18 protein-coding genes are annotated in these 24,799 nt (G+C 62.3%); 11 read left to right on the plus strand and 7 right to left on the minus strand.

All coding sequences use genetic code 11. The features are described from left to right. Positions 1-7 precede the first annotated feature (7 nt). The 6 genes from ACYCVF_RS33270 to ACYCVF_RS33295 form a co-directional block, all read right to left on the minus strand. Entirely contained in the window at positions 8-364 is a 357-nt protein-coding gene (locus ACYCVF_RS33270) for an MmoB/DmpM family protein (RefSeq protein WP_459607115.1), read from the minus strand. A 25-nt stretch (positions 365-389) separates the two neighbouring features. Then, positions 390-1,499, minus strand: coding sequence for an aromatic/alkene monooxygenase hydroxylase subunit beta (locus tag ACYCVF_RS33275; protein ID WP_459607116.1), 1,110 nt, complete (start codon positions 1,497-1,499; stop codon positions 390-392). 43 nt (positions 1,500-1,542) lie between these two features. Then, the gene (locus ACYCVF_RS33280; RefSeq protein ID WP_459607118.1) at positions 1,543-2,601 is read right to left on the minus strand and encodes a 2Fe-2S iron-sulfur cluster-binding protein; all 1,059 of its coding nucleotides are present in this window, start codon (positions 2,599-2,601) and stop codon (positions 1,543-1,545) included. A gap of 75 nt (positions 2,602-2,676) precedes the next feature. Further along, entirely contained in the window at positions 2,677-4,341 is a 1,665-nt protein-coding gene (locus ACYCVF_RS33285) for a ferritin family protein (RefSeq protein ID WP_459607120.1), read from the minus strand. A gap of 890 nt (positions 4,342-5,231) precedes the next feature. Continuing rightward, positions 5,232-5,993 (minus strand): hypothetical protein, encoded by a 762-nt coding sequence (locus tag ACYCVF_RS33290; protein ID WP_459607122.1) that lies wholly within the window; start codon positions 5,991-5,993, stop codon positions 5,232-5,234. 2 nt (positions 5,994-5,995) lie between these two features. Then, entirely contained in the window at positions 5,996-6,556 is a 561-nt protein-coding gene (locus ACYCVF_RS33295; RefSeq protein WP_459607124.1) for an RNA polymerase sigma factor, read from the minus strand. Between the two features lie 150 nt (positions 6,557-6,706). Between ACYCVF_RS33295 and ACYCVF_RS33300 the strand changes: the two genes are divergently transcribed. The 3 genes from ACYCVF_RS33300 to ACYCVF_RS33310 all read left to right on the plus strand — a co-directional run bounded on the left by ACYCVF_RS33300 (position 6,707) and on the right by ACYCVF_RS33310 (position 9,266). Continuing rightward, complete coding sequence (locus ACYCVF_RS33300; RefSeq protein WP_459607127.1) at positions 6,707-6,901, plus strand: hypothetical protein; 195 nt, start codon at positions 6,707-6,709, stop codon at positions 6,899-6,901. 809 nt (positions 6,902-7,710) lie between these two features. Further along, positions 7,711-8,025 carry a helix-turn-helix domain-containing protein gene (locus ACYCVF_RS33305; protein WP_459607129.1) on the plus strand — a complete coding sequence of 105 codons (315 nt, stop codon included), beginning with the start codon at positions 7,711-7,713 and terminating at the stop codon, positions 8,023-8,025. Beyond that, on the plus strand, positions 8,022-9,266 hold the full coding sequence (locus ACYCVF_RS33310; protein WP_459607130.1) for a type II toxin-antitoxin system HipA family toxin: 1,245 nt from the start codon (positions 8,022-8,024) through the stop codon (positions 9,264-9,266). Before ACYCVF_RS33305 ends, ACYCVF_RS33310 begins: the two co-directional genes overlap by 4 nt. 110 nt (positions 9,267-9,376) lie before the next feature. Here the strand turns inward: ACYCVF_RS33310 and ACYCVF_RS33315 are convergent, their stop codons facing one another. After that, the gene (locus ACYCVF_RS33315; RefSeq protein WP_459607132.1) at positions 9,377-10,318 is read right to left on the minus strand and encodes a hypothetical protein; all 942 of its coding nucleotides are present in this window, start codon (positions 10,316-10,318) and stop codon (positions 9,377-9,379) included. A 268-nt stretch (positions 10,319-10,586) separates the two neighbouring features. Between ACYCVF_RS33315 and ACYCVF_RS33320 the strand changes: the two genes are divergently transcribed. The 8 genes from ACYCVF_RS33320 (at position 10,587) to ACYCVF_RS33355 (ending at position 24,558) form a co-directional block, all read left to right on the plus strand. Next, entirely contained in the window at positions 10,587-11,039 is a 453-nt protein-coding gene (locus ACYCVF_RS33320) for an Hsp20 family protein (RefSeq protein WP_459607133.1), read from the plus strand. Positions 11,040-11,953: 914 nt separating this feature from the next. Beyond that, the gene (locus ACYCVF_RS33325) at positions 11,954-13,774 is read left to right on the plus strand and encodes an outer membrane beta-barrel protein (protein WP_459607135.1); all 1,821 of its coding nucleotides are present in this window, start codon (positions 11,954-11,956) and stop codon (positions 13,772-13,774) included. Positions 13,775-14,089: 315 nt separating this feature from the next. After that, positions 14,090-14,620: a thermonuclease family protein gene (locus ACYCVF_RS33330; RefSeq protein ID WP_459607137.1), complete on the plus strand. Its 531-nt coding sequence runs from the start codon at positions 14,090-14,092 to the stop codon at positions 14,618-14,620. A 143-nt stretch (positions 14,621-14,763) separates the two neighbouring features. Continuing rightward, positions 14,764-14,946 (plus strand): hypothetical protein, encoded by a 183-nt coding sequence (locus tag ACYCVF_RS33335; RefSeq protein ID WP_234685167.1) that lies wholly within the window; start codon positions 14,764-14,766, stop codon positions 14,944-14,946. Positions 14,947-15,366: 420 nt separating this feature from the next. Next, complete coding sequence (locus ACYCVF_RS33340) at positions 15,367-16,341, plus strand: ArdC family protein (RefSeq protein ID WP_459607139.1); 975 nt, start codon at positions 15,367-15,369, stop codon at positions 16,339-16,341. A 102-nt stretch (positions 16,342-16,443) separates the two neighbouring features. Further along, a complete protein-coding gene (locus ACYCVF_RS33345) occupies positions 16,444-18,555 on the plus strand; it encodes a ParB/RepB/Spo0J family partition protein (protein ID WP_459607141.1) in 2,112 nt (703 codons plus the stop codon). A 362-nt stretch (positions 18,556-18,917) separates the two neighbouring features. After that, on the plus strand, positions 18,918-23,213 hold the full coding sequence (locus ACYCVF_RS33350; protein ID WP_459607142.1) for a strawberry notch-like NTP hydrolase domain-containing protein: 4,296 nt from the start codon (positions 18,918-18,920) through the stop codon (positions 23,211-23,213). Positions 23,214-23,511: 298 nt separating this feature from the next. Beyond that, complete coding sequence (locus ACYCVF_RS33355) at positions 23,512-24,558, plus strand: DUF7146 domain-containing protein (RefSeq protein ID WP_459607144.1); 1,047 nt, start codon at positions 23,512-23,514, stop codon at positions 24,556-24,558. The last annotated feature ends 241 nt before the right edge of the window (positions 24,559-24,799 follow it).

Here is a 24,799-nt window from a genome sequence, read left to right on the forward strand (position 1 = left end):
GATCGTGTCATTCATATTGGAGCGCCTCGTCCATGTCCCCGAAGAGGATCACGGTGTTCTCGTCGATCATCACCATCCGGCCGTAATGGGTGGCGGTGGAAATCTCGAAGATGTGCGGTGTCATCTCGCGGCCGAGCGCCTCGCTGATCTCGGCCATGTCGAAGACGATCTTACCCTCGCCGTCCACGCGGATCATCGCCGGCAGGTAGGTGACCTTGATTCCGGGACGCTTTTCCATGATCTCTGCGATGCAGCGTGCCTCGACGCTGTCGTTCATCGTCACCCCGCATTGATGCGAGATGGTGCGTTCCTGGGTGATGTCCTTGAGCGGCGTGAAGAGCTGCTGCTCGGTGGTAACGGCCATGTTGTGGGTTCCTTTCGTGGCGGGATTATTCGACGGGCTCGGCGACCTGCAGCTCCGGCATCGGAATTTGCGTCGAGAAGACGCCGATCTCCGACACGATCGCCTGCAGGCGGTTGATCGCCGACGCATAAGATTCGGCGAACTGCGCCGATTTCGCCCGAGGCTGTGACCAGATGGGTTGCAGATCGAGCGCCGCCTGGGTCGCGATCGGCGAATATTTGTCAAACCAGTCCTGCAGCAGGCGCCGATTGTCCTCACCATGCGCGGGATCGCGCACGAGGGTCGCAAACAGCTCAACCGTATTGGCAAGGTTGCGCTCGTAATCCGCTTCCGCCGCTGAGATGACGGCGGGCGAGGAATAGTCGTTCTGTGCCGCCGCGACCTGCATGACGAAACCAGAGCGGAACAACTCGCCGACCAGTGGCTCGAATAGCACGTTGACGATGTAATATTGCTCCAGGAAATCCGCGGCGCCGCGTGCAGATTCCACAAGTTCGCGAGCCTTCTGCCAGATCGAGTTCTCCAGCCAATTGCGCTTGCCGGCGTCGACGTCGAAGCCTTCGATGTCGAGCGCGATCTCGCCGAGATAGAGCGTTAGATCCTGCGCCAGCCGCAGCTTGTAGGACGAGTTGGTCAGGATCGCGTTGTTGACCATTTGGGTATAGCCGTAGCGCTGCGCGCGCATCAGCGCGGTGCCCAGGCCATATTCGGCATGCTTGAAGGCACCCAGATGATCTTGCAGTATTTTCACCCACGCCTTGTCGAAGCGCCTCGGTGCGCCGGCGCGCCGCGCGTTGTCGATTACGTTCTTGATCATGCCGCAGATGGTCGACTGGCGTTGATAGTGCGTCCGTTCCCATTCCTGGTCGGGCGCGCGATAGAGGTGCCAGTCGCTGTTCTTCAGCGCGGTCCACTCCTTCGCGTATGTCGGCGTGCCGTCCCCGAAGGAAATGATCCAATTCTGGAGGAGATAGCGTTCGGGGTCCGGCTGGACGTCAACGGTGACGTCCTCGTAATGCGTCGCCCGACGCCCCTTCGGCTCGAAATAATTATAGGCTCGGCTATCCGATCCCGGAAAGGTCTTCGCGCCCGCCGCTGCGGACCTCTGCTCCTGCTCCATCACTCGTCCAGACATCGTCTTCTCCCTCCCTGTCTCTCTCTCTGTTGGGCATTCGGCCTCATGCATGGGTGGCGGGCGTGAACTTGTCGAAATACATCCGGGCCGGGTCGATATCTGCCATTTGCAGGATCGGCAGTGCGGCATCGATCATCGGCGGTGGACCGCAGCTATAGGCGTCCGCTTCCTCGGTATTCTCCATGTCGAGCAGGTGGCGGCGCAGCACGTCGTGGATGAATCCGGTTTCGCCGTTCCACTCCGAATCCGCTTCGACATGTGACAAGGCGGGAATGAACTTGAAGTCGGGCATCCGCGCTTCAAGGCCGGCGAAGACGTCGAGCGCGAACAGATCCTGCGTTGTCCGGGCGCCGTAGAAGAAGCGAACCGGGCGCGTCTCGCCGCTAGCCGCCTGGTCGAGCAGGATCGACATCAACGGTGCCATGCCCGATCCGCTGCCGACCAGGATCATCGGCCCGTCGCGCTGCTCGCGACGGAAGCAAGAGCCATAAGGCCCCTTCACCGTGATCGGATCACCGATCTTCGCCTCGCCGATCGCGGTCGAGAAGGCACCACCGGGATAACGCTTGATGATGAACTCCAGGCGATCGGGCTCACTCGGTGGATTGCCCATCGAATAGGAGCGCGTGATCTCCGCGCCATGGAGCGTCAGGTCGGAAAACTGCCCGGCCCGGAACTTCATCGGCGCGTCCAGATCGATCGCGACGCGAACGATGTCGTGCGTCAGCGGCTCGACGCTCGCCAGCGTTCCGTTGAACGCCTTGACTGCAATCGCGCGCGACAACAGGTCCTCGTCATAGTTGAGCAGCTCGACCTCGACGTCGCTATAGACGAGCGTCCGGCACAGCAGGACCTGACCGCTTTCCTTCTCCGGGTCGGAGAGCGCGAAGGTCGAATATTTGAGCATCTCCACATCCCCTGCGTTGAGGATGCATTTGCACGCGGAGCACTGCCCTTCCTTGCAGCCGTGCGGCAGGGTGAGGCCCTGGCGGAAGGCTGCGTCGAGGACGGTCTCACCTTCCTCCACGTCCATCTCGACCCCGACCGGCTCGAGGCGCACCTTGTGCACCGCCGGCCTGCGCTGAGGCGTTTCCTGTCCCATGATCATTCTCCGTGAGGCAGTCGCAGCGGATGGCGGGGGAGGCGGCGACACCACCTCCCCGGCCGCCGCAGGGGGTCAGATCCGGCGGATCTTGAAACCCTTGCGATAGTCCTCGACATGTTTGGCCCGCGCCTCGGGCGTCAGTTCGCGCAGCGCGAGCAGCGGGCTGCGGATGGTGTGGCCTCGGACATGGTCAAGCGTCCACATGTCCTTCGCCTCGAACGACATGTGCGGCTGAGCGATCAGCGTCTTGCCGTCAGGACGCACGAAGCCCATGTCAACGATGGCGTCGGCGAGATCCCAGCCGTCATAAACCTCTTCCCACTGGCGGCGGCCCGAGAAGCGGCCCATCGCCGGGGTCGGACGGCCCTGATATTCGGCGGCGAACGCTTCCTTGTGGGTCCAACGGTCGACCTCGCTGGCATAGGTGAACAGCTCGCCGTCCACCTCGTCGACGCAGAAGTCCTCGCGGACGACGCATGGCACCAGGCTCGACCAGCAGCGATGCGGATAAACGTAGCCGGTGTCGGCGAAGGTGATGATCTCGCTGCCGGGTTTGGAGAGTTTCTCGTAATTCTCCCACCAGGCGCCGAACTCGTCGTACCAGCCCGGATACTTGGCCTCGAACCATTCGAAGTCGCGCTCGGTCTGCGCCTCGATCCGCCAGAAATTCGCCCACCAGCCGGCCGAGATGGCCTGCGCGACCTTGTGGACATAGCCCTTCTTGACGATGGAATCGAACGCCTCATGGACGTCGTCGTGGTGGATCTTGATGCCGTATTTTTCGAGCGGCAGCATGTAAGTGCGATAATAGTCCTCGAAGATCCAGCGGTGCCACAGCTCCGCGTAGCTCTCCTTATTCTTGTCGCGATTCGTGGTGCCATATTCGATGATCGTGCCGATCATCGCGTCAACGAACATGTGGTTCTGCCAGAAGGAATAGCGAATATCGCGTTCCAACAGCAGATGATTATCTGGCTCCTTCAGGACCGACATCAGCATCGCATGGCCGTTGCCGATATGCCGGCTTTCGTCGCTCTGGACCGAGAGGAACACGGTCGGCAACGCGTAGTCGCCGTTGCGTGCGGCCTCCGACGGCATCGCCACAAACAGCGTGTTGGTGAACGCCGTCTCGGCGGCGACTTGGAGATAGATATTCGACGCGGTGATCGCATCGCCGGTCAGGAAGGCCTCGCCAAACTGCCGCCCGATCGTCGTCGCAGCGCATTTGCCGAACGCCTTCTCAGTGACGTCGAACCCGGCCGGATCGATATAATTCTCCATGTACCATTTCTTGAGGTTCATCTGGATGGTCGAGTGCCGGAACTCGTCCACCATCTGCATCGTGAAGCCGGTGCGCAGATGATCGCCGGGGGCGAGCTGCCCGAGCGGCGCCATTGCTCGGGCGGCCGAGATCTCGGGGAAGGGGATGATCGCCAGGAACAGCTTCATCCATTCAATCCAGCGCGGCTCGACGTTGCGGAACATGTCGCCGCGCAAGGCTGCGTCGAGCGCGCCATAGACGCGATTGTCCTTCTCTTCCTGCATGGGGAAATAGGAACGCAGCACCTGCTTCATCGGGTCGCGGGGCGACTTGCTGATCTTGTAGTCGGTCGGGAACGCCATCGCGTCCTGCACATAGGACGGGGTCCAACCCAGATCGGCGATGAGGCGCGTCGCCTCCCCGATACTGATGCCCTTCTGGCTTGTGATCTTGTTGAGTGTGAGTGCCTCGGTCATCGCTCATCTCCTTTCCCTGGCGCGGCGGGGCGTTTTGCGGTCTGGCTGTGACGCCGTGGCCCGATCATCAGCCACGCCACCCCTTGAGTCCGCTCAGCAACATGCGTGCCAAGGGGAGAAGTGCTGGATTTCCTGGAATAGGTGGAGCGGGGCGCGTCATCGATGCGACACGGCGCGCAACATCATTGTCCCGTCGGTGACGCAGATCTGTTTCGTCCACGCGCGATGCGGGACCGCCGATCGTGTTCTGCACAGAAACGACCTGTTTCCGTCACCCAAGCGCCTCACCTTCCCGCCTGGCATCAAGCATGGCATTCGCCATCGCTTCACCTCCTCCCATCAGCTCATGCCAGCCTGTATCCCAAGCGAACCGCGCGGTGACGAGATGGAGGCCTCATGCCGGTTACCTTGGTTTTGGATCATTGGCGACGCATGAGGTGAACTAAAATCGACCTCAGGACGGGAATCGCGCCAGTCGGGAGCCGCGGCGCGAACATCTCATTTGAAATTGCAATTTGCTTTTCCTTGAGCAATCGCGCGTCGCGCGATCCGAAATCCAGAATCTGGGCCGCCTTCCTGAGTAAGGACAGGTTGGATGGAGGCGTTTTGGATGCTTGCGGCGCAAGGATATATCGCAATTTCGGTCATCTATTTGGTCGTCGCCTGGGTTCATTGGCGGGTTTCAAACAATGCTCACGTTTCGACCAGCCAATCGACGGCGAACGAATCCAATGAGCAAGGAGCCAGAGAATGAACAAGGAGACCCTGATCATCTGCGCGAGTTACGCCGCCATCGCACTGATCTACTTCGCGATGGCGATTGCTCATGCACTGGGCATTTAGAAAAAGCGGGCGAGTGAGAGTGCACTCGCCGGCTTGATTGCTGTCTCTCAGGGCCGGATTTTTTCGGCATTGGTTGGCATTGGCGAGCACCGAACACTGCTCATATAGCCGAGTGCCTCGAGGTCGATGGACGAGTTAACGTCGCGATTCAATCTTGGCATCTCGATGACCTTCGATGTGGACGGCAAGGCATGAGCCAAGGAGAATGTCCGATCCTTCATTCCAGAGGCTTGAGTCTCTTGGATTGCCGGAGGGGAGAACATGACATGTCCTTCCCGATTGGCAAAGGAAGCCCGCGCAGTCTTGATCTGCAAGGCGATCTCGGAAATCTCATTTTGCCTGGTCTTGAGCTCTGCTGTGACTTCCTCTTGCTGCCTCACAAACGAGGCGACAGCCTCTGCTAGCGATTCCGAGCGCGCAGGCTTAAGCGACTGGTTGATCCAGTGCATCTCGGCAACTTCAGATCGCAACTGGAGCGAGAATACGGTCATCGTCATCGTACTCACAATGAGAGCGAAGCCAGCTATTCCAAATCCGAGGCGCAGGCACCACCGCGTCGTGAATACGCGCGCAATCGCGTTTGCAGCAGCGCCGAACTGCCCATATGGGTGGAGTTCTCCCCGAGGCTTCGGATCGCCCTGGGACTTTGCCGTCAGCTCGCGCAAGGCCTGCGGCATTTCGGGGCGCAGTCCCGCTGCTCGCAGCTCCTCTCGAATGACGGCGTCCGGATAATCGAGAACATCCGTATGATCTTCCGGCGGGTTCGCCTCAAGGCGAGCCAAGATCGCTTCGATCAGCGGTTTATCCATGTTTACTCCTCCAATTCAGCGATCTTGGTGCTAGACGGCGGCTTACGCTTGAGGCGCCAGTCGTTCCCTCCGAGCTCCAGAATGATGCGGCGCAAATTCTTCTTGAGCGCGTCCACTTTTTGAGGAGAAACACTCATCGCCTCGGCTATTTCACGCGAGGTTCTGAGGCCCGCGAGCAAATGCATCGCCACCTGGTTGGCCCCTGGGTCCTGTTGTTCGATGAGTTGCGAAAGACCCGCAATCGACAGTGCGTCGTCCTGGGTGGGACGCGCGGGGAAGCGGATCACCGCTTCATCATCGAAATCGAACAACCTTGCGCCTGGTGATCTCATCTGATCGCTGCGAATGCTTCGCATGATGCCGACGAGATAGACGAAGAGCTCATACCTTTTTAGATCAACCGTCCTGGTTGTGAAGCTCCGCGTGATAGCTTCTTGCGCCAGTTGTTCGGCTTCGTGCCGTCTGTTCGCTCGACCGACACTCATCCGATAGGCGACAGCGAGGACTCTTGGATAGAGGTCGTCCCAGTCGATGTCGTCCACCCAGTCCGGTCGTTTTTGCATTCTTCACCGCCTTGATCGAAGCATTCCAATTCCCGCCGCCAATCGGGTTGGCGAACAGCTCAATCTCATTCGGGTAGGCGAGCCTGCGGCACGTTTTCGTCGCCACCAGACCAAATAAATTCGACAAGATAAAAATCTTTGCAAAAACAGTTGCTTGTTCTTTTGGCAAGTCACTGTCGGCCCGACGTGGCGGTGATCCACGTGTTCGGCTTCAACGTGTTCAGCTATGAGCTCTTCGCGAAGGGCACCGTCAAGGAGACGCGCGAGACGATCAACCAGCCAGTCGTCATCGGCGGGCTCCCATCCAGCCGGGCGACATCGTCAGCGCGGATGATGACGGCGTGATGTTCGTTCTGACGGCGACCAGCGCCGCTGTCGTGAAAATCGCAACCGCATGTGACGAGAAGGAAGCGGGAGTCATGAAGGCACTCCTGGACGGTGGCGATAGTCTCGAGCTTTCCGGGATGAAACGGGTGCTTTCCGCCAAGAATTGCACTCGGGACTGAGACCGGGCGTTGCTTTCGCGCCGACGGCACCGGCAAGCGAGAATTGGCGGTGATGAAGGCGGTCACACGGTTTCCTCCGGCGGCAAGAGCATCGCGTATATCCTGCATCACCTGATCGGCTTCGTTTCGCAAAAATGGCCGGCCACGTCATCCTGTTGGATGGCGGGCGTGCTGTCGAAAGCCAAGAGAGACGGAAAGCCGTCCCCGCTCTCCTACCGAGCGGGGCAGGAACTGTCTGGATTAGACCATCCAGCAGGCCAGATTCACTGCGGAAGACCAAACGTGATGCATGGGATCGGAGGCATCGAAGGGCGCTTCAATTCCATCAGTTGCGGTCTTGGAAAATGCAGGCCGCTACGGGCGCAGCCGGAAAGATCGACCGAGCGCCAGGCCTGGTAACCTGGCCAATTGCCAAAGGGTGAATGGCGCTTCGGGTCTTCTCATCAGCCCCTAGGTAGCGCCGTGAAGGGGCTCAGAAGCCATCATCCTGGGCGGGAGAGCCACCAGGGAACTGACGGCAGCGGCTCTGCAAAAGACGCGTTTAGGGATCATTGACGATCCGGAAGATACGTAGACATATCAAATTGACAGCAGCTCCTATGATCTGTATGCGTATCATTTAGCTCTTGAATGATTCGAGAACGTATCATGTCGCGCGCACCGGATCCGCTCCTCAAGGACCTTGGCCTGCGCTTTCGCAAGGCGCGCTTGGCCGCTCGCTTGTCGCAGCAGCAAATCGCGCAGCGGGCCAATATCACCAGGCCTCGCTATCGGGACATCGAAACGGGCGCTGCCGCCGCCCGTGCAACCACGCTTGTCAACGTCGCACGCGCACTTGGCATGGAGATGATGCTGATCCCCCAGGCGATGGTACCCGCTGTTCAGTCGATGCTCCAGCCTGCGGATAGTGATGATGATCATCCTGCGTTCACGTCGGATATCGAAGACGAGGGAGGATCATGAGCGCGACACCCCACGCCGCAGAGCGCATCCAGTCGCTCGATATCTCGTTGAACAATCTACCGGTCGGCACCCTCGTCCGGACGCCGGGCGACTACAACGCGTTCAACCTCTTGCCTTCCTATCGGAGCTTGAACAACCCGCCGATCTTCAGCCTGTCGCTTCGATCGATCGATGGCGGCCTTCGCAGGGACCCGAAACCGATCCGCGGCGCACTTCCACCGTTCTTTGCAAACCTGCTGCCCGAAGAGAAGCTGCGCGAGGCCATGGAAAAACACCACGCCGCGTCAGTCAGGCCGGGCAACGACTTCGATCTGCTCGCAGCCTTGGGGACCAATTTGCCCGGCGCGGTGCGCGCGCTGCCAGGTGATGGCATTCCCGTTTCCATTGGTCCGGAAGCGGAGGGCAACAAGAAGGCGCGCTTTTCGCTCGCCGGCGTGCAGATGAAACTGTCGGTTATGAAAAACACGGGAAAGGAAGGCGGGATCACGCTCGCCGTGGACGATGAACAAGGGCAATACATCGCGAAATTTCCTTCGCTCACGCACATCGGCCTATCGGAGAACGAATTCGCAATCCTCGCCCTTGCGGAAGCGCTAGGAATGGACGTGCCGGCCCGCGAACTCGTCGACAGATCAGAGTTCGCCGGCATACCGGAAGAATTCAACACCATGTCCACGGGCAAGGTCCTGCTTGTCCGCCGTTTCGACCGCGAGGCTAGCGGCGCGCGCGTGCACATGGAGGATTTCGCGCAAGTGTTCGGCCGATATCCGTCCGAGAAATACACCGGCGCAGCCTATCACAACATCGCGGCAGCGCTGAACAGCGGCGTCTCCTTCGATGCAGCCATCGAATTTGTGCGACGCCTCGCCCTCACAGCGCTCACCGGCAACGGTGACATGCATCTGAAGAACTGGTCGCTGCTGTATCCCGGAGATGGCCGGACACCAACACTGTCGCCTGTCTATGACGTGCTTTCAACGATTCCCTACATCCCAAAGGACGGCATGGCGCTCAGCCTTGCCGGCGAAAAGTCGTTCAAGGCGCTGACCCAGGAGCGCTGGCGCAATTTTGCAAACCGCAGCCGCCTTCCGGAAGGGGCCGTGGTGATGGCAGTCGCTGAGACTGCGGCGGTGGCGCGCGACAAGTGGTCGGCTCTTCCGGAACGCGGTGTTGTGCCTGCGCAGGTCCTCGAGCGGATCGATGCGCATGTCGATGAAATGGCAGCCATCCTCGCGCCTTAAGGTTGGCAGGTTTTGGAAACGCACATCCCCCGATCCCGCCATCGCATAAGGGATGTTGCCGAATGCATTCGCTCACAGATTTTCCGGCCAGGCTTCCGGCGTCATGCCAATCAAGAGGCGACGGTCGTTCTCGAAGGCGATCTTCCTTCTGCGGCTGAAGGCGCCGACATTCGCCGGCGCATCAGCTCTTGCCCGATCTCGTCATCGACGTCGGCCCCGATGCGGCTGCGACAATCCTCGTCGCAACGAAGCAAGAAAATGCCGTGTCGATCGATTAGGAGGCCGCGCATCCGATTGACGGCGATAAGAACACCGCGATCCGACCAGCGAGCCGGGTGGAGACCGGCACTCGCGGCGTGCCCGGCAGCGGAAGGCGGCCGGTCCACATCGGAACGGCCGTATGCAGAAACCCGCCGAGCATCGCTGCGAGGTACCCGAACTGCATTTCTTCGAAGGGTCTCCAGCAAATACGCCAGCCAAAGTGGGATCACCACACCGGCATAGATTAACCTCAGCAGGAAGAACGCGGAAGCTGTAGGCCGTCGCGGGACCCTGGTCGTTGTGAAGACGCGGGACCGACATACGAGGCTTCCCCTACTTGGAGTGGGGGCTTGACGGCTTCCATTTTCTCGAACAGCGTTGCAAACATCTGCTCTGGCCTTGCCGACCTGCGGCACCGCCTTGGCTGGCTTGCTGTTGGTCTGCGAGCCGACCACGATCGCCGCCACGTGACTATGGCGTAATGCGGCAGCCACTTCACGCCATAGACGCCGGCCTGATCGGATTTCACGCTCATGTCTTCGCCATTTTTGCCGACGAAGGGAGCCGCGCCGTCGGGCAGCTACTTTTGATGCTCGCGGCATTGTGTCCCCTGTCGGCGGCAACGAGTTTGATGGTGTCTCGCCGGGCTCGAGTTTTGCCAGCGTCGGCTCGAACACTATTATGCCGCCATTTGAATTTTTGTTCAGCGTCCTGACCTCGATTTCGGCCGCAGCAGCGAAGCGCGTCACGGTCAGCATCGCTGCGACATCCAGAAGCAACGTCTTGTGCATCGTGATCTGCTGTCGTCTCGCGTTGACGGACTTCGACGATATCCAGGATGTCAAGAGACCGGGGCGCACGGATGGAGGGGGCGACTCAACCCGAGGTCATTGCCGGGATGAATTCGCGCCGCCCCTTGAAACGTTTGCCGGCCTTCTTAATCTTTCGGCGTCGCGACCGCGGCGATCGGGATGCTCTCGGAGGCCCGCGCATGAAGTCGGGCGCCGGACGGTGTCCGGAGCCTGCTCGTACCCATCTTGCTCCAGGGAGGAATTGGCTGTGAGATATGATTGGACTCCCCTCGGGAGGTCCGCCATCGGCTTCGACCGTCTTTTCGACGTTCTCGACGAGGTCCAGCGGACCACCGAAGAGAGCTATCCCCCTTACAACATCGAACGTCTCGACGAGAACCGTTTCCAGATCACGGTGGCGCTGGCCGGATTCACGCCGGACGAGGTCGCGCTGACGCTCGAGCAGAACGTCCTGACCCTCGAGGGCCGCAAGAGCGAGAAGGAAGAGAAGACCTACCTGCATCGCGGCATCTCGGCGCGCAATGTCAAGCGCCAGTTCACGCTCGCGGAGCATGTCGAGGTCAAGGGCGCCCGCTTCGAAAACGGACTGCTCATCATCGAGCTGCAGCGGGAGGTCCCCGAGGCGATGAAGCCGCGCCGCATCGCGATCGACGGCACCGCTGCGGGCAATGTCACACAGATCGAATCCCGCTTCGCCTGATCGGTCCCGAAAACCTGAAGCGCCGTCCTGGCCTCATGGGCATCGGATGCGACCGCGTCGTGCCTGTCGCTCCGGGCTGCCGAAGGGCTCAAGGCCCGGATGACCGTCGATGAGATCCTGGAAGCGCTCTCGCGCGCTGAACGGCGGCCCGCGGCAATTGCATGCCGGCGGCGCTATCACCGGCCCCGCGTTCGGCCACCTTGTTCCATGACCGATCGAAGCTGCCGTCCGATCCTCGCAGCAAGACGCCGCCCTTACATCTATCTGCATCGCGCAGGATAATGATCGACCCACATCGCAGGCCCTGATCAGACATTCCCGCCCGCCGAAGCCAGGCGAATCTGGCGGCGGCTCGGACTTCCCCCCACACCTCCAAGGGAGCGAGCTGGCTCAACATGATTGAGATCGAGATCGAGCGTCTTGCGCGGAAAATGCCTCTATCGGCTCGATCGATGATCTCACCCATTGCGCCGCGCGATCACCGCTTGGGAACGGCCGAGGGATGCCGGGACGCTCCCGCATCAAATGGACGTTCGCTGCAGACAAGGCCCGCGCCAAAATGGGTCGAAGCAATCCCGGCATTTCCAAAGAGTCATGGTCACTGTGCACAGGCACGCGTGCGGTCGAAGGCGTGGAGCGGTCCCTGGCTGCTGATGTCTGAAAGCAAACGCACGGCTTGTCCGAAGCTCGCCAAGCTATCGCGAACGCGACATTGCACACGGCACATCAGGGGCGATGAAGGCCGCTTTGGCGCTGGCCTCAATCCTGCAATCGCGAAGGCTGCATGTGTAAAGCGGCGTAGCAGCATCAGCAACGCAACGATTCCAGACTGCGATCAGACCCTCTGCCCGTCGCAGGGTGAGCTTCGACGCATGTCCATCTCGGTGTGCCGCTGATGCATGCGCTGTGGCGACATGCCTGAAGCAGATGTCGCACTCGGTCCCCCGAAGGACGGGTGCAAAATTTCTGTGTGTCATCAGCCTTCGTTCGATGATGACGCACATGATGAGGTGATGATGCGATTTGAAGTTCTTACCTGGGGTGCCGCAAGTGCCGCGCTCGTTGCAAGCGGAGCGGTCAATTCAACAGATCTCAAGCCGCCAGCAAAAGACCCGCCGAGACTGTGGAGCTGGAGCGGAGGATATGTCGGCGGACATGTCGGCGGGGGCTACGGCCGGACGTCGTTCAGTGATCCCTATGGCCCGTCAATTTACGGAGACGTCGTTGATACGCCTGCATTCCTGGTTGGCGGCCAGCTCGGCTACAACTGGCAGAGGGACCGCTTTGTGTTCGGCGTCGAACTGGAGGCGAGCCGTGCTGTCTCGGACGGTACAAACACCTGTCTTGCCTTTTCCAGCGTTGCTGTGATCGCAACCTGCAACGCGGGTCCAAGCGTCCTTGCCACGGGAACCGGTCGAGTGGGTTACGCTTTTGGCCCGCACGGCCACACGTTGGCCTATGTCAAAGGCGGAGCCGCTTGGCAAAACAATCGCGGCGCGATCGCCAATCACAACGAATTCCGGGAGGGGAACTTTGCCGGCTTCCCGCGGCATACGACGCGGTTCGATGACGGTCGCTTCGGCGGGACCGTTGGCGTCGGCATCGAGCAGCAGCTCACGCCCGCTTGGTCCGTCAAATTTGAGTACGACTATATGGGTTTTGCCGGCCCTCGTGTGGCGACCCCTCCAACCGTGCAGAGTCCGCCCCTTGCGATCATCCCCGCCAGCACGAGCAGTCTATCCAGCGATTATCATCTTGGTAAGGTCGGCTTGAATTATCACTTTGGCGTCGATCCGAGAGCGGAATGGGCCGATGCGCCGCTGCACGCCGCAACAACGACCGCCGAAGCCAAGCCTGTTCTATCGACAGGCGACTGGTCGCTCGAAGGCGGCTCACGGGTCTGGCTCAGCCGGGGAGCTTTCCAGTGGGACTACACAATTCCGCCCCGGTTTCCAGGAGATGAGAGCGTTCCCAGTTCCAGGCTCACCTATCAGGGGCTTGACGGCGTCTCCGGCGAGTTGTTCGGACGCCTTGACAGCCCCTTTGGGATATTCCTGAAGGGCAATATCGGCCTCGGACGCTTCAACAAAGGAAAGATGAACGATGAAGATTCGAGCATCTCAAGCTGGGCCTATTCCAACACATTATCAGGTCAGGCGAATGGACGGTTCACCTACTACACTGCGGACGCCGGCTACGATCTTCTGCGCGGCAGCACCTACAAGCTGGGCGCATTTGTCGGATGGACCTCCTACGGCCAGAAGTCTGATTCGATAGGTTGCGTGCAGACCGCCTCGCCCTCGCCGGGCCGGGCATGCGCGGGGCAGCGGCAGATCATCGGCAGTCAAGACACCAATTGGAATGCGTCGCGCATCGGACTTAGCGCCGAGGCTTTGGTGCTTGAACGCTGGCGCGTGAGCGCCGACATTGCTTACCTGCCATGGTCTGAGTTCAGTGGTCGCGACAACCATCTCCTCCGCCCAGCGACAACGTTCTACGATCAGCGCGGAGACGGTGGTGGAGGCCTTCAGCTGGAAGGGGCGCTCTCTTACTTTCTCACCAAGAATGTCAGCGTCGGAGTTGGCGGCAGATATTGGTCGATGTGGACCAGAAAGGACAGCAATGTGACCTACAACGCCAATTTGCAGGGCGAGCGAGTTCAGGAGCCTGCTCTTGCGAAATACCGCATGGAGCGATGGGGCACGTTTGTCCAGGCTTCCTACAAATTTGACTGAATCCAGTGGCTCTGCAGGGTGTTTTGACCGGTTGCGTCCGGCGGCCGTCAGATGAGCACCTGTCAGATGAGGACCTGGCAGGCTTTTGGAGTCGGTGAGGACCTTGATACGGCGAGATGTCCTGGGCAGCCTTCCGATGGCCGGCTTTAGTGCCATCTGGTGAGCCGGCGGGCCGACGCGGGAACAGTCCTGCATGTCGGTTCGGCGGGAGGCCTGCGACGCAGCCGGGCAGAGAGGTGGATAAGAGCCAGATACTGCCCCTAAATTGAAAAGCCGAAAGGCGTCCTGCGCAATCTCTCCTGACGACTGGCCGCCATGATCATGAGCAAGTGCATAACGCCTTTATTGATGCTTCTGCTGTTCGCGAAGGCGGCCCTGGCGGCAGACTGTGTCGGACAGGCCAGCGTCATTGATGGCGATACGCTGGAAATACAGGGCATACGCATCCGGCTTTGGGGGATCGATGCGCCGGAAAGCAGCCAGCTGTGCCGGGCTGCTGACAGCAATCTGTATCGCTGTGGCGCGAACGCGGCGAACCTCCTCGATGGTTTCATCGCCCGACGTCTGGTGAGCTGCACCTCGCTGTCCAAGGACCAATATGGCCGTACGGTCGCGACATGTCTGGTCGGGACTGCCGATCTCGGGGAATGGCTGGTCAGCAACGGTCTGGCGCTGGACTGGCCGCGCTATTCCGGCGGCCGGTATCGCGCCGCGCAGCGCGATGCTGATCGTTCAGGTCGCGGGATGTGGGCAGGCAGCTATGTGGAGCCCTGGCTGTACCGCGCGTGCATGCGATCGGGTGGCACACCGGCCAATTGTTCGGATGACGCGAACGCACATCCTTGAATGTGTCCTGGATGCGTCTCGGATGCAGCGAATCAAGGCCCGTGCGGCTTGGCCGGAAAATCAACAATTTGGTTCACTGGCGCGCATTGGGCGACTCGGGGTAAGCCATCGTCCTCGATCTCACGCTTGAGCAAAGGACTAAGATGGTTGCAGCTGCCCGTGAATTGCCAGCTTCAGGTTATGCGCTCGAAGTTGATGGCCGACTCAAGGCCGAATTTGCGACCAGGGATGGGGCCAAGACCGGTGCGGAAGAGCTGAAGAAGCGTTTTCCAATGCTTCGGATCCGAATCTATGACGCAGAGACAAAGACGCGAGAGGATATCTAAAGCGCAATAAGATCGGGCTGAATCGTCATCGCGCTTGAAGTTGTCGTTTGAGCCTGGTCTTCGCGCAAACGCGCTGCCGCGTTTGTCGCGAGGGAAAAGCCGCGGCACAGTTTTTCGGATTATGCTCTGGCGCTCCAGGCGCCTGGTGTCTCATCCCCACCGAGTTTGAGCGGCGTCTCCCTGCGGGACCGGGCTGTCGGCTGCGCTGAAACCCCGGCTTGGCCGGGTTTTCACCCATTCGGGCTTCCATCCCTGACGCGAAGACCGGCGCTCATCCGAGGGATCTGGCGCCGCCACGTTGCTCCTGCAACAGACACAGCGCGCCTGCAACAAACATGGAGAGTGAGAGGGCTGGCCGGGTTCGGCCGACGGGTCGGAGCTGCGAGAGAGGCTTGCAGCGCCCGTCGCGAAAGACCCGCGATGTCCAGACATCCCCAAGCGCGCACCGGCCAGGACCGGGCCACCCTTTATGACGAAATCACCGACAAGATCATCGCCGAGCTGGAGGCCGGCCGCGTGCCCTGGGTTCAACCCTGGGGGACGGAGGCTGCAAAGGCGCCGCTGTCGATGCCAAGGAACGCCGCGTCTGCCCGGCCTTACAGCGGCATCAACGTTCTCATCCTCTGGGGGGCGGTGATCGAGCGCGGCTTTGCGGGCCAAAGCTGGCTGACCTTCCGCCAGGCGCTCGCGCTCGGCGGTCATGTCCGCAAGGGCGAGCGCGGCATCACCGTGGTCTATGCCGACCGCTTCGTGCCGGCCGACGAACGGCGCCGTGCGCGTGAGACGGGCGAGGAGGCACAGGCCGTTCCATTCCTGAAGCGGTTCACCGTCTTCAACACCGATCAATGCGACGGACTGTCCGCCGACGTCGCGGCCACCGCGCCAATGCCGCCGCCGGGCATGATCGAGCCGCAGGTCGAGGCGCTGATCAAGGCAACCGGCATCGATTTCCGCATCGGCGGCAATCGCGCCTTCTATATGCCGGCGGAAGATTACGTGCAGGTGCCGCCGCCGGCGGCCTATTTCGAACCGATCAATTGGCACCGGACCGCGCTGCATGAGCTCGGCCATGCCAGTGGTCATCCTTCGCGCCTCAACCGCGATCTCGGCGGTTCGTACGGCACCCAAAAATACGCGTTCGAGGAATTGATCGCCGAATTGTGCGCAGCGTTTTCCTGCGCTTCACTCGGCATCGTGCCGACCGTGCGGCACGCCGACTATATCGGTTCCTGGCTGGACGTCCTGCGTGAAGACAACCGCGCGATCGTGCGGGCGGCCTCACAGGCGAGCAAAGCCGCGGATTATCTGCTTGGCTTCCTGCCAGCAGATAGTCCAACCGCTTCGGCCGATCGTGCCGAGCCAGATCGTACCGGGGCAGATCAGGAGGCGGCGTGAGCGGCGTTGAGCCGCCAGACAGAGGAAGAGGGCGGCGCCGAGCGCCATGACGGGTTGGAGGTCGAGAGAGAGGCTTTCGGCCGCCCGTCGTGGAGACGAAAAATGACAAAGGCAGTCCAAAAGATCACGCTGTCGCCCTCGCGTGACATTCCCTTCAACAAGCTGGTGCTGAGCCAGTCCAACGTTCGGCGCGTCAAGGCGGGCGTCTCGATCGAGCAGCTTGCCGAGAGCATCGCCCAGCGCACGCTGCTGCAAAGTCTCAATGTCCGCGCCATCGTGGACGAAGAGGGCAACGAGACAGGCATGTTCGAGGTGCCGGCCGGCGGCAGGCGTTACCGTGCTCTCGAGCTCCTGGTCAAGCAGAAGCGTATGTCGAAGACGCTAGCCGTGCCCTGCATTGTGCGCGAGGGAGGCATTGCGGAAGACGATTCCATCGCAGAGAACGATGAACGGGTCGGCCTGCATCCGCTCGATCAGTTTTGTGCCTTCCGGACGCTCCGCGACCTCGGCATGAGCGAAGAGGACATTGCCGCGCGGCATTTCGTGGCGGTGGCAATCGTCAAGCAGCGCCTGCGCCTTGCCTCGGTCTCGCCGAAGCTGCACGAGGTCTATGCCGATGACGGCATGACGCTGGAGCAGATGATGGCGTTCTCGGTGAGCGGCGATCACGCGCGCCAGGAGCAGGTCTGGGACAATGTCAGCCGGTCCGGCTATGATGAGCCGTACCAGATCCGCCGCATGCTGACCGAGAACACCGTGCGTGGGTCCGATCGCCGTGCGCAGTATGTCGGCGTCGAGGCCTACGAGCGCGCCGGAGGACCGGTCCTGCACGATCTGTTCGAGCATGACGACGGTGGCTGGCTCCAGGACGTGGCCCTGCTCGATCGTCTTGTCACGGAGAAGCTCAAGCAGGACGCCGAGGTGATCGCGGCGGAAGGGTGGAGGTGGATCTCGGTGGCCGTCGATTTTCCATTTGGCCACACCAGCGGCTTGCGGGAACTGGAGGGAACGCCGGCCTCGCTCAGCATCGAGGAGCAAGGCACGATCGATACACTCAATGCCGAGCATGACCGGCTCGAAGCCGAGTATCAGGATGCTGACGAACTCCCCGAGGCGGTCGACCAACGCCTTGGCGAGATCGAGGCGGCCTTGCTCGCGTTCGAGGAGCGACCAATGATCTACGATCCAGCCGACATCGCCCGCGCCGGGGTCTTCATCAGCATCGATTCCGACGGACGTCTCTCGGTGGACCGCGGCTACGTCCGGCCGGAGGATGAACAGGCGGTCGTCAATACTGAGCCCGGACAGGGCAGCGCAAATGTTGATGGGGACAATGCCATCGGCCCGGTGCAGCGGACCGCCATCACTGCCGGTGGCGCGCCAACCGAGCCGGCCGAGGAGGATGAGGACGATGCTGCAAGACCATTGCCGGACCGTCTGATCACCGAGCTGACGGCCTATCGAACACTGGCGTTGCGCGACGCGCTTGCCGAACATCCCGCGATCACGTTCCTGGCGGTGCTGCACAGCTTCGTGCTGGCGACCTTCTACAGGTTCGCGTCATCCGCCAGTTGCCTCGAGATCGCGGTTCACACGCCTGCATTTCCGGCCCAGGCTCCGGGATTGAAGGACAGCGCGCCGGCCAAGGCGATCGATACCAGGCACGAAGCCTGGAAGGCGCGGCTCCCCAACGATGCGAAGGAGCTTTGGGATATGCTCTGCGCATTGGACGGCACTGCGCAAGCAGCCCTGTTCGCCCATTGTGCGTCGTTCTCGGTCAATGCCCTCTCTGAACCCGTGAACCGCTATGCCCAGGGGCGGGTATCGGCTGATGGGCTCGCACGCAGGCTCGGCCAGGCCGACGTGCTGGCGCGGGCGGTCAGGCTCGACATGGTGCAGGCCGGCTGGAGGCCGACCGTCGACAACTATCTCGGCCGCGTCACCAAGCCACGTATTCTGGAGGCAGTGAGGCAGGCAAAGGGTGAAGCCTCCGCAGAACTGATCGACCATCTGAAGAAGGCCGATATGGCCAGCGAAGCCGAGCGCCTTCTCGCGGGCACGGGATGGCTGCCGGAGCCACTGCGTCTCACTGACGCCATCCAATCGGCAGACCAGGATGCAGACGCGGGTCCGCTTCCCGAGTTCCTCGCCGGCGATGAGGACGATAGCGGCACCGCAGACGACGTTCAGCCACGCGGCATTGCCGCCGAATGAATGTCCGGAGTCGCACGGCAATCCGCCGTGCGCTTCATTCGAACTTGCTTCCGAAGCCCGGCATCGCGCCGGGCTTCTCGTTTTGGACAGCGGCTGCGGCGCACTTAGAGCCTTTTCCGTTCCGATAGAATCGGAACGGGGCTCCAGAGTCTTGTTTTGACGCGTTTTCTTGGCGCGAACCGGTATCCACTTCGCTCGACAACGCTCCAAGCCTTGCCCGCGGCGTGGCCGCGTCCTCCTCATGCGGTGGAGGCAAGGGGTGAAGAGAGTGAGAGATCGGCCGGGACAGGTTTGAGCCGGTCGGGTCGAGAGAGCGCCCGTCGGCTTGAACCGTTCCCGCTCTCCTCGAAAGCTCAACTCCCATGATCAATCAGTCCTGCTCCGCGACCGCCGCGGCTGCGTCCTCCATCGCCCAGGCCGCGCGGCTTATCCTCTGTGACCTCGAACAGGGCCGGCGCATCGATGCAGCAAAGGTTCTGCGTTCCGCCATGGAAAGCGCCTTCGGCGGCTCGGATGCCGCCGGCGCCTGGCATTGGAAGGCCGCCTATGAAGCCTGTGAGGCGGCAACCGTTCTTTTCCTGCGCAAGCATGGCGCCGCCATGCGAACCAGGGCGGGATCGCCGGCAGCGCAGCTCTCGATGCTGGCCAAGGTCGCAGGCCTGCTTCCAACCCAGACGCGCAGGTCCGAAGATAGCGAGGCGTTTCAGCAATTCTCGACGCCGATCCCGCTCGGCCTTGTCGCCTGCACCGCCGCCGGCATCACCAACACAGACCTGGTGCTGGAGCCTTCGGCGGGCACCGGACTTCTCGCCATCCTCGCCGAGATCTCCGGCGGCACACTTGCGCTGAACGAGCTCGCCGAGACCCGTGCCGGGCTGCTCGACCTCCTGTTTCCAAACGTGATCGTCACGCGCTACGACGCGGCGCAGATCGACGATCATCTCGAGGCGGCTGTTGCCCCGAGTGTCGTGCTGATGAATCCGCCATTTTCGGCTCTGGCCAATGTGGATCGGCGGATGGCGGACGCAGCACTGCGCCATCTCTCCTCGGCATTGTCGAGGCTTCGTGACGGCGGTCGCCTCGTCGCGGTGACCGGCGCAAGTCTCGCCCCCGGCAATCCAGGCTGGACCGACGCCTTCATCCGTCTCCAGGAGCGCGGCCGCGTGATCTTTTCGGCAGCGATCGCAGGGGCGGTTTTTGCCAGGCACGGGACGGCGATCGATACGCGGCTCACCGTCATCGACAAGCAGCCCGCGCCGGACAGAAACGTCTTTCCAGCATCTGCAGGCATGGCGCCGGACGCAGCCACGCTGCTGGCATGGGTCCTCGAACATGTGCCGCCGCGGCTTCCGATTGATTCACCTGTTCTCGCTCCCGTCAGCTCGACTGTGCCGGGTCGGCGATCCGCTTCCGCCTCCACGATGCGTCTCTCGCCCGGTCAGCGGCTCGACCATCCGCAAAGCGTAGAGCTCACCTACCAGACGGTCGACTGGACGCCTCCGGACGGAGCTCATCTGACCGATGCCCTCTATGAGGACTACACCCTGCAATCGATCCGCATTCACGGATCGCAGCCGCATCCGACCAAACTGGTGCAGTCGGCCGCGATGGCCTCGGTTGCTCCGCCGAAGCCGTCGTACCGGCCCCATCTCCCGGTCAACCTTGCTATCGACGGCCTGTTGTCGGACGCCCAGCTGGAAAGCGTGGTCTACGCCGGCGAAGCCCATTCGGCCTTCCTTGCCGGCGCCTGGACGGTCGATGCGACCTTTGACGGTGTGGCAGCTGCGCGCGACGACGCTTCAGATGCCGTCCGCTTCCGCCGCGGCTGGTTTCTGGGCGACGGCACCGGCGCGGGCAAGGGCCGGCAGGTCGCCGGCATCCTGCTCGACAACTGGCTGAAGGGCCGGCGCCGCGCGGTCTGGATCTCCAAGAGCGACAAGCTGATCGAGGACGCACAGCGCGACTGGTCGGCGCTCGGCATGGAGCGGCTCCTGGTCACGCCGCTCTCACGCTTCCGCCAGGGCACCCCGATCCGGCCGTCGGAAGGCATCCTGTTTACCACCTACGCTACGCTGCGCACCGATGAGCGCGGCGAAAAGCTTTCGCGTGTCCGGCAGATCGTCGAATGGTTGGGCTCCGATTTCGACGGAGTGGTCGTTTTCGACGAGAGCCACGCCATGCAGAACGCCGCAGGCGGCAAGGGGGAGCGCGGCGAGCAGGCCGCCTCGCAGCAGGGGCGCGCAGGTCTGCGGCTGCAGCATGCGCTCCCCAATGCACGGGTGGTCTACGTTTCCGCGACCGGCGCCACGACCGTTCACAATCTCGCTTATGCCCAGCGGCTCGGCTTGTGGGGCGGCGAGGACTTTCCGTTCGCCACGCGCGCCGAGTTCGTGGAGGCGATCGAGGCGGGCGGTGTCGCGGCGATGGAGGTGCTGGCACGCGACCTCAAGGCGCTCGGTCTGTATGCGGCGCGTTCGCTTTCCTATGAAGGCGTCGAATATGAACTGATCGCGCATGAGCTCACCCCCGAACAGATCCGTATCTATGATGGCTATGCCGCCGCGTTCAGCATCATTCACAACAATCTCAATGCCGCGATGCGAGCGGCCAACATCACCGGCGAGACCGGGACCTTGAACGCTCAGGCGAAGTCGGCGGCCCGGTCGGCCTTCGAGTCCGCAAAGCAGCGCTTCTTCGGCCATTTGCTGACGTCGATGAAGACGCCTTCCTTGATCTGCGCCATCGAGCGCGATCTTGGGCAGGGGCATGCCGCCGTCATCCAGATCGTCTCGACCGGCGAAGCGCTGATGGAGCGCCGGCTCGCGGAAATCCCGACCGAGGAATGGGGTGATGTGCAGGTCGACATCACACCGCGCGAATATGTGCTCGACTACCTCGCCCATTCCTTCCCGGTCCAGCTTTACGAGCCTTTCACCGACCCCGAAGGCAATCTCTCCTCCCGGCCTGTGTACCGTGATGGTCAGCCCGTGGAGAGCCGGGATGCGGTTGCGCGTCGCGACCGGCTGATCGAGAAGCTTGCCTCGCTCGCGCCCGTGCCCGGCGCGCTCGATCAGATCGTCCAGCGCTTCGGCACTGACAGGGTCGCCGAAGTCACCGGGCGCTCACGCCGGATCATCCGGAAACATGACCGCCTGATGGTCGAGAACCGCGCCGGTTCGGCAAACCTCGCCGAAACCGCAGCCTTCATGGACGACCTCAAGCGCATCCTCGTTTTCTCGGATGCCGGCGGCACGGGGCGCAGTTATCACGCCGAGCTGTCGGCGCGGAACAGGCGTCTGCGGGTGCACTATTTGCTCGAACCCGGCTGGAAGGCCGATGCAGCCATCCAGGGCCTCGGCCGGACCAACAGGACCAATCAGGCGCAGCCGCCGCTGTTTCGCCCGATTGCGACCGACGTGAAGGCCGAGAAGCGCTTTCTCAGTACGATTGCGCGCCGCCTCGATACGCTCGGCGCCATCACCCGCGGTCAGCGTCAGACCGGGGGGCAGGGGCTGTTTCGGCCCGAGGATAATCTCGAAAGCATCTACGGCCGTGATGCTCTGCGCCAACTCTATTTGCTCCTGGTCCGCGGCAAGGTGGATGGTTGCTCTCTTGAGATGTTCGAGACTGCGACCGGGCTGAAGCTCGTCGACGCCAATGGCATCAGGGATGACCTGCCGCCGATCACGACCTTCCTCAACCGTCTGCTGGCGCTGACCATCGCGCTGCAAAACGTGCTGTTCACCGCCTTCGAGCAACTGCTGACGGCGCGGATCGAAGGCGCAATCGCCTCCGGAGTCTATGATGCGGGCCTCGAGACCCTTCGCGCCGAAAGCTTCGTCGTCACGCATCGGCGCACCATCTACACCCATCCCGCGACCAGCGCGGAGACACGGCTGCTCACGATCGTCCAGCGCGAACGCAACCGGCCGCTCACTCTGGATGATGCCCTCGGCCTTCTGTCGGATCGCCGCGCAGTCCTGCTGGTGAACGAGCGTTCCGGGCGCGCGGCGGTGCAAGTCCCGGCTGCGAGCCTGATGCTGGACGACGGCGACATCGAGCAGCGCGCCAAATTGGTCCGGCCCATGGAAAGCCACAATGTCCCGTCCAAGGCCATGGCCGAAAGCCATTGGATGGAGACAGACCGTGAGCACTTCAGTGCAGCCTGGACAGCTGAGCTCGAAGACGTGCCGGCGTTCACCGAGAGCACGATCCACGTCGTCGCCGGGCTGCTCCTGCCAATCTGGAAACGGCTGCCGAAGGAATCGGCCCGCGTCTACCGCCTCCAGACCGACGCCGGCGAGCGGATCATTGGGCGGAAGGTCTCGTCCGCCTGGGTCGCCAACGCGCTTTCGGGTGAGCGGCCGACGTTCGAGCCCGAGGACGTCTTCGCCGCCCTGCGCGAAGGCCGCGCGTTCGTCGAGCTCGCGCAAGGCCTGACACTGCGGCGCGTCCGCGTCATGGGTGCGCATCGCATTGAGCTTGCGGACTTCAACGACACCATGCGCGACCGCTTGCGGACCTATGGACTGTTCAGTGAGATCATCTCCTGGAAGCTGCGCATGTTCGTGCCCACCGATGCAAGCGGGGCCGGCGTGCTGGGCAAGGTGTTCGAATGCTACCCGGTCGAGCGCATCTGCGAACGCGAGGCCGCCTGATGCGGCGCGATGCTTCCGACCTGGCATGCCGCCTCGCGCGCGAGGCCGAGGCTGTGTGCCGCCACTCTCTTTCCAACCGCAAGGGCGAGGGAGGCTGCTGGCTGCCGGGCGATGTGCACAACCGGCCCGGCCGCTGCTCGTTTGTACGGCGCCACGAGTCGCGCAAGCGACCCGCCGGCATGTGGACCGAACAGGGTTCGCGGCGGACGAGCTTGCGCGTTCGCGCTTGGGTGCTGTCTCACAGGCGATTGACAGCTCTTGCGCAACCAGCTGCCAGCGCAGTCGGGGAGGTTGCGTGATGACCCGCGACGCTTCTGAACTGGCGCGCCGCCTCGCCCGTGATGCCGAGGCAGTCTGCCGCCAATACCTGTCCAATGGACGGCGCCAGGGCCGCTATTGGATCGTCGGCGACGTCCGCAATACACCCGGCCGCTCGATGTTCGTCCGGCTCAGCGGAGCGGACTCCGGTCCCGGCGCGGCCGGGCATTGGCGAGATGCTGCCTCAGGCGAACATGGCGATCTCCTCGACGTGATCCGCGAGAGCTGCGGTTTCGTCGAGTTTCGCGATGTCGCAGGCGAAGCACGACGCTTTCTGAGTCTGCCGCCCGCCGAACCGCGCCGCAGCCCAAAGCGCACACCCGTCGCCGCCGGATCGGCGGAAGCGGCACGGCGGCTCTTCGCCATGTCGCAGCCGATTCGCCGCACGCTTGTCGAGACCTACCTCGGCCATCGTGGCATCAAGGCTGTCCACGATGCGGGCAGGCTGCGGTTTCATCCGCGCTGCTACTATCGCCCGGACGACGGTTCGCCGACCGAGACCTGGCCGGCGATGATCGCTGCCGTGACCGATCTTGCCGATCGCATCACCGGCGCACATCGCACCTGGCTCGCGCCGGACGGCTCTGGCAAGGCGCCGGTCGACACGCCGCGGCGGGCCATGGGCGGCCTCCTCGGCCATGCCGTCCGCTTTGGCGCGGCCGACGACGTCCTCGCTGTCGGCGAAGGTATCGAGACGATGCTGTCGCTACGCTGTGCGCTGCCTGCCATGCCGATGGCGGCCGCGCTCTCGGCCAACCATCTTGCCGCGCTTCTGCTGCCGCCGGCGCTGCGCCGGCTCTACATCGCCCGCGACGCCGATGCCGCGGGTGACACAGCGGTCGCGGCATTGACCCATTGCGCCGAAGCAGCGGGCATCGAGGCGCTTGTCCTGTCTCCGCAGACGGGCGACTTCAACGAGGACCTGCATGCATTCGGCCTCGGCGCTCTGCGGGCGGCACTGCGCATCCAGCTCGCGCCGCAGGATGCCGTTCGGTTTATGCTGTTCGCTGATGCCGGGACGGTGTGACCGATCGACCTGCGGCGCCGCCGGCAATTGGGCAGATCATGTCGTGTTGTCGATTGTGTTGCGGACCGCAGTCGTGCCGGGTCGAGCGCTGCAGCCGGCCTTGCCCACCTCTGCCGGCATGCGCGGTGCAATGCTCGGTAGCGATTCCGAGCTACAGCGACCGCGGCGCTACCGAATTTGGTAGGTCAGCTCTGACCAAAGCAGAACAGTTGATGGTCGTCATCGACCTGCGGTTTGTGCT

This window comes from Bradyrhizobium cedriense, from assembly GCF_054602315.1.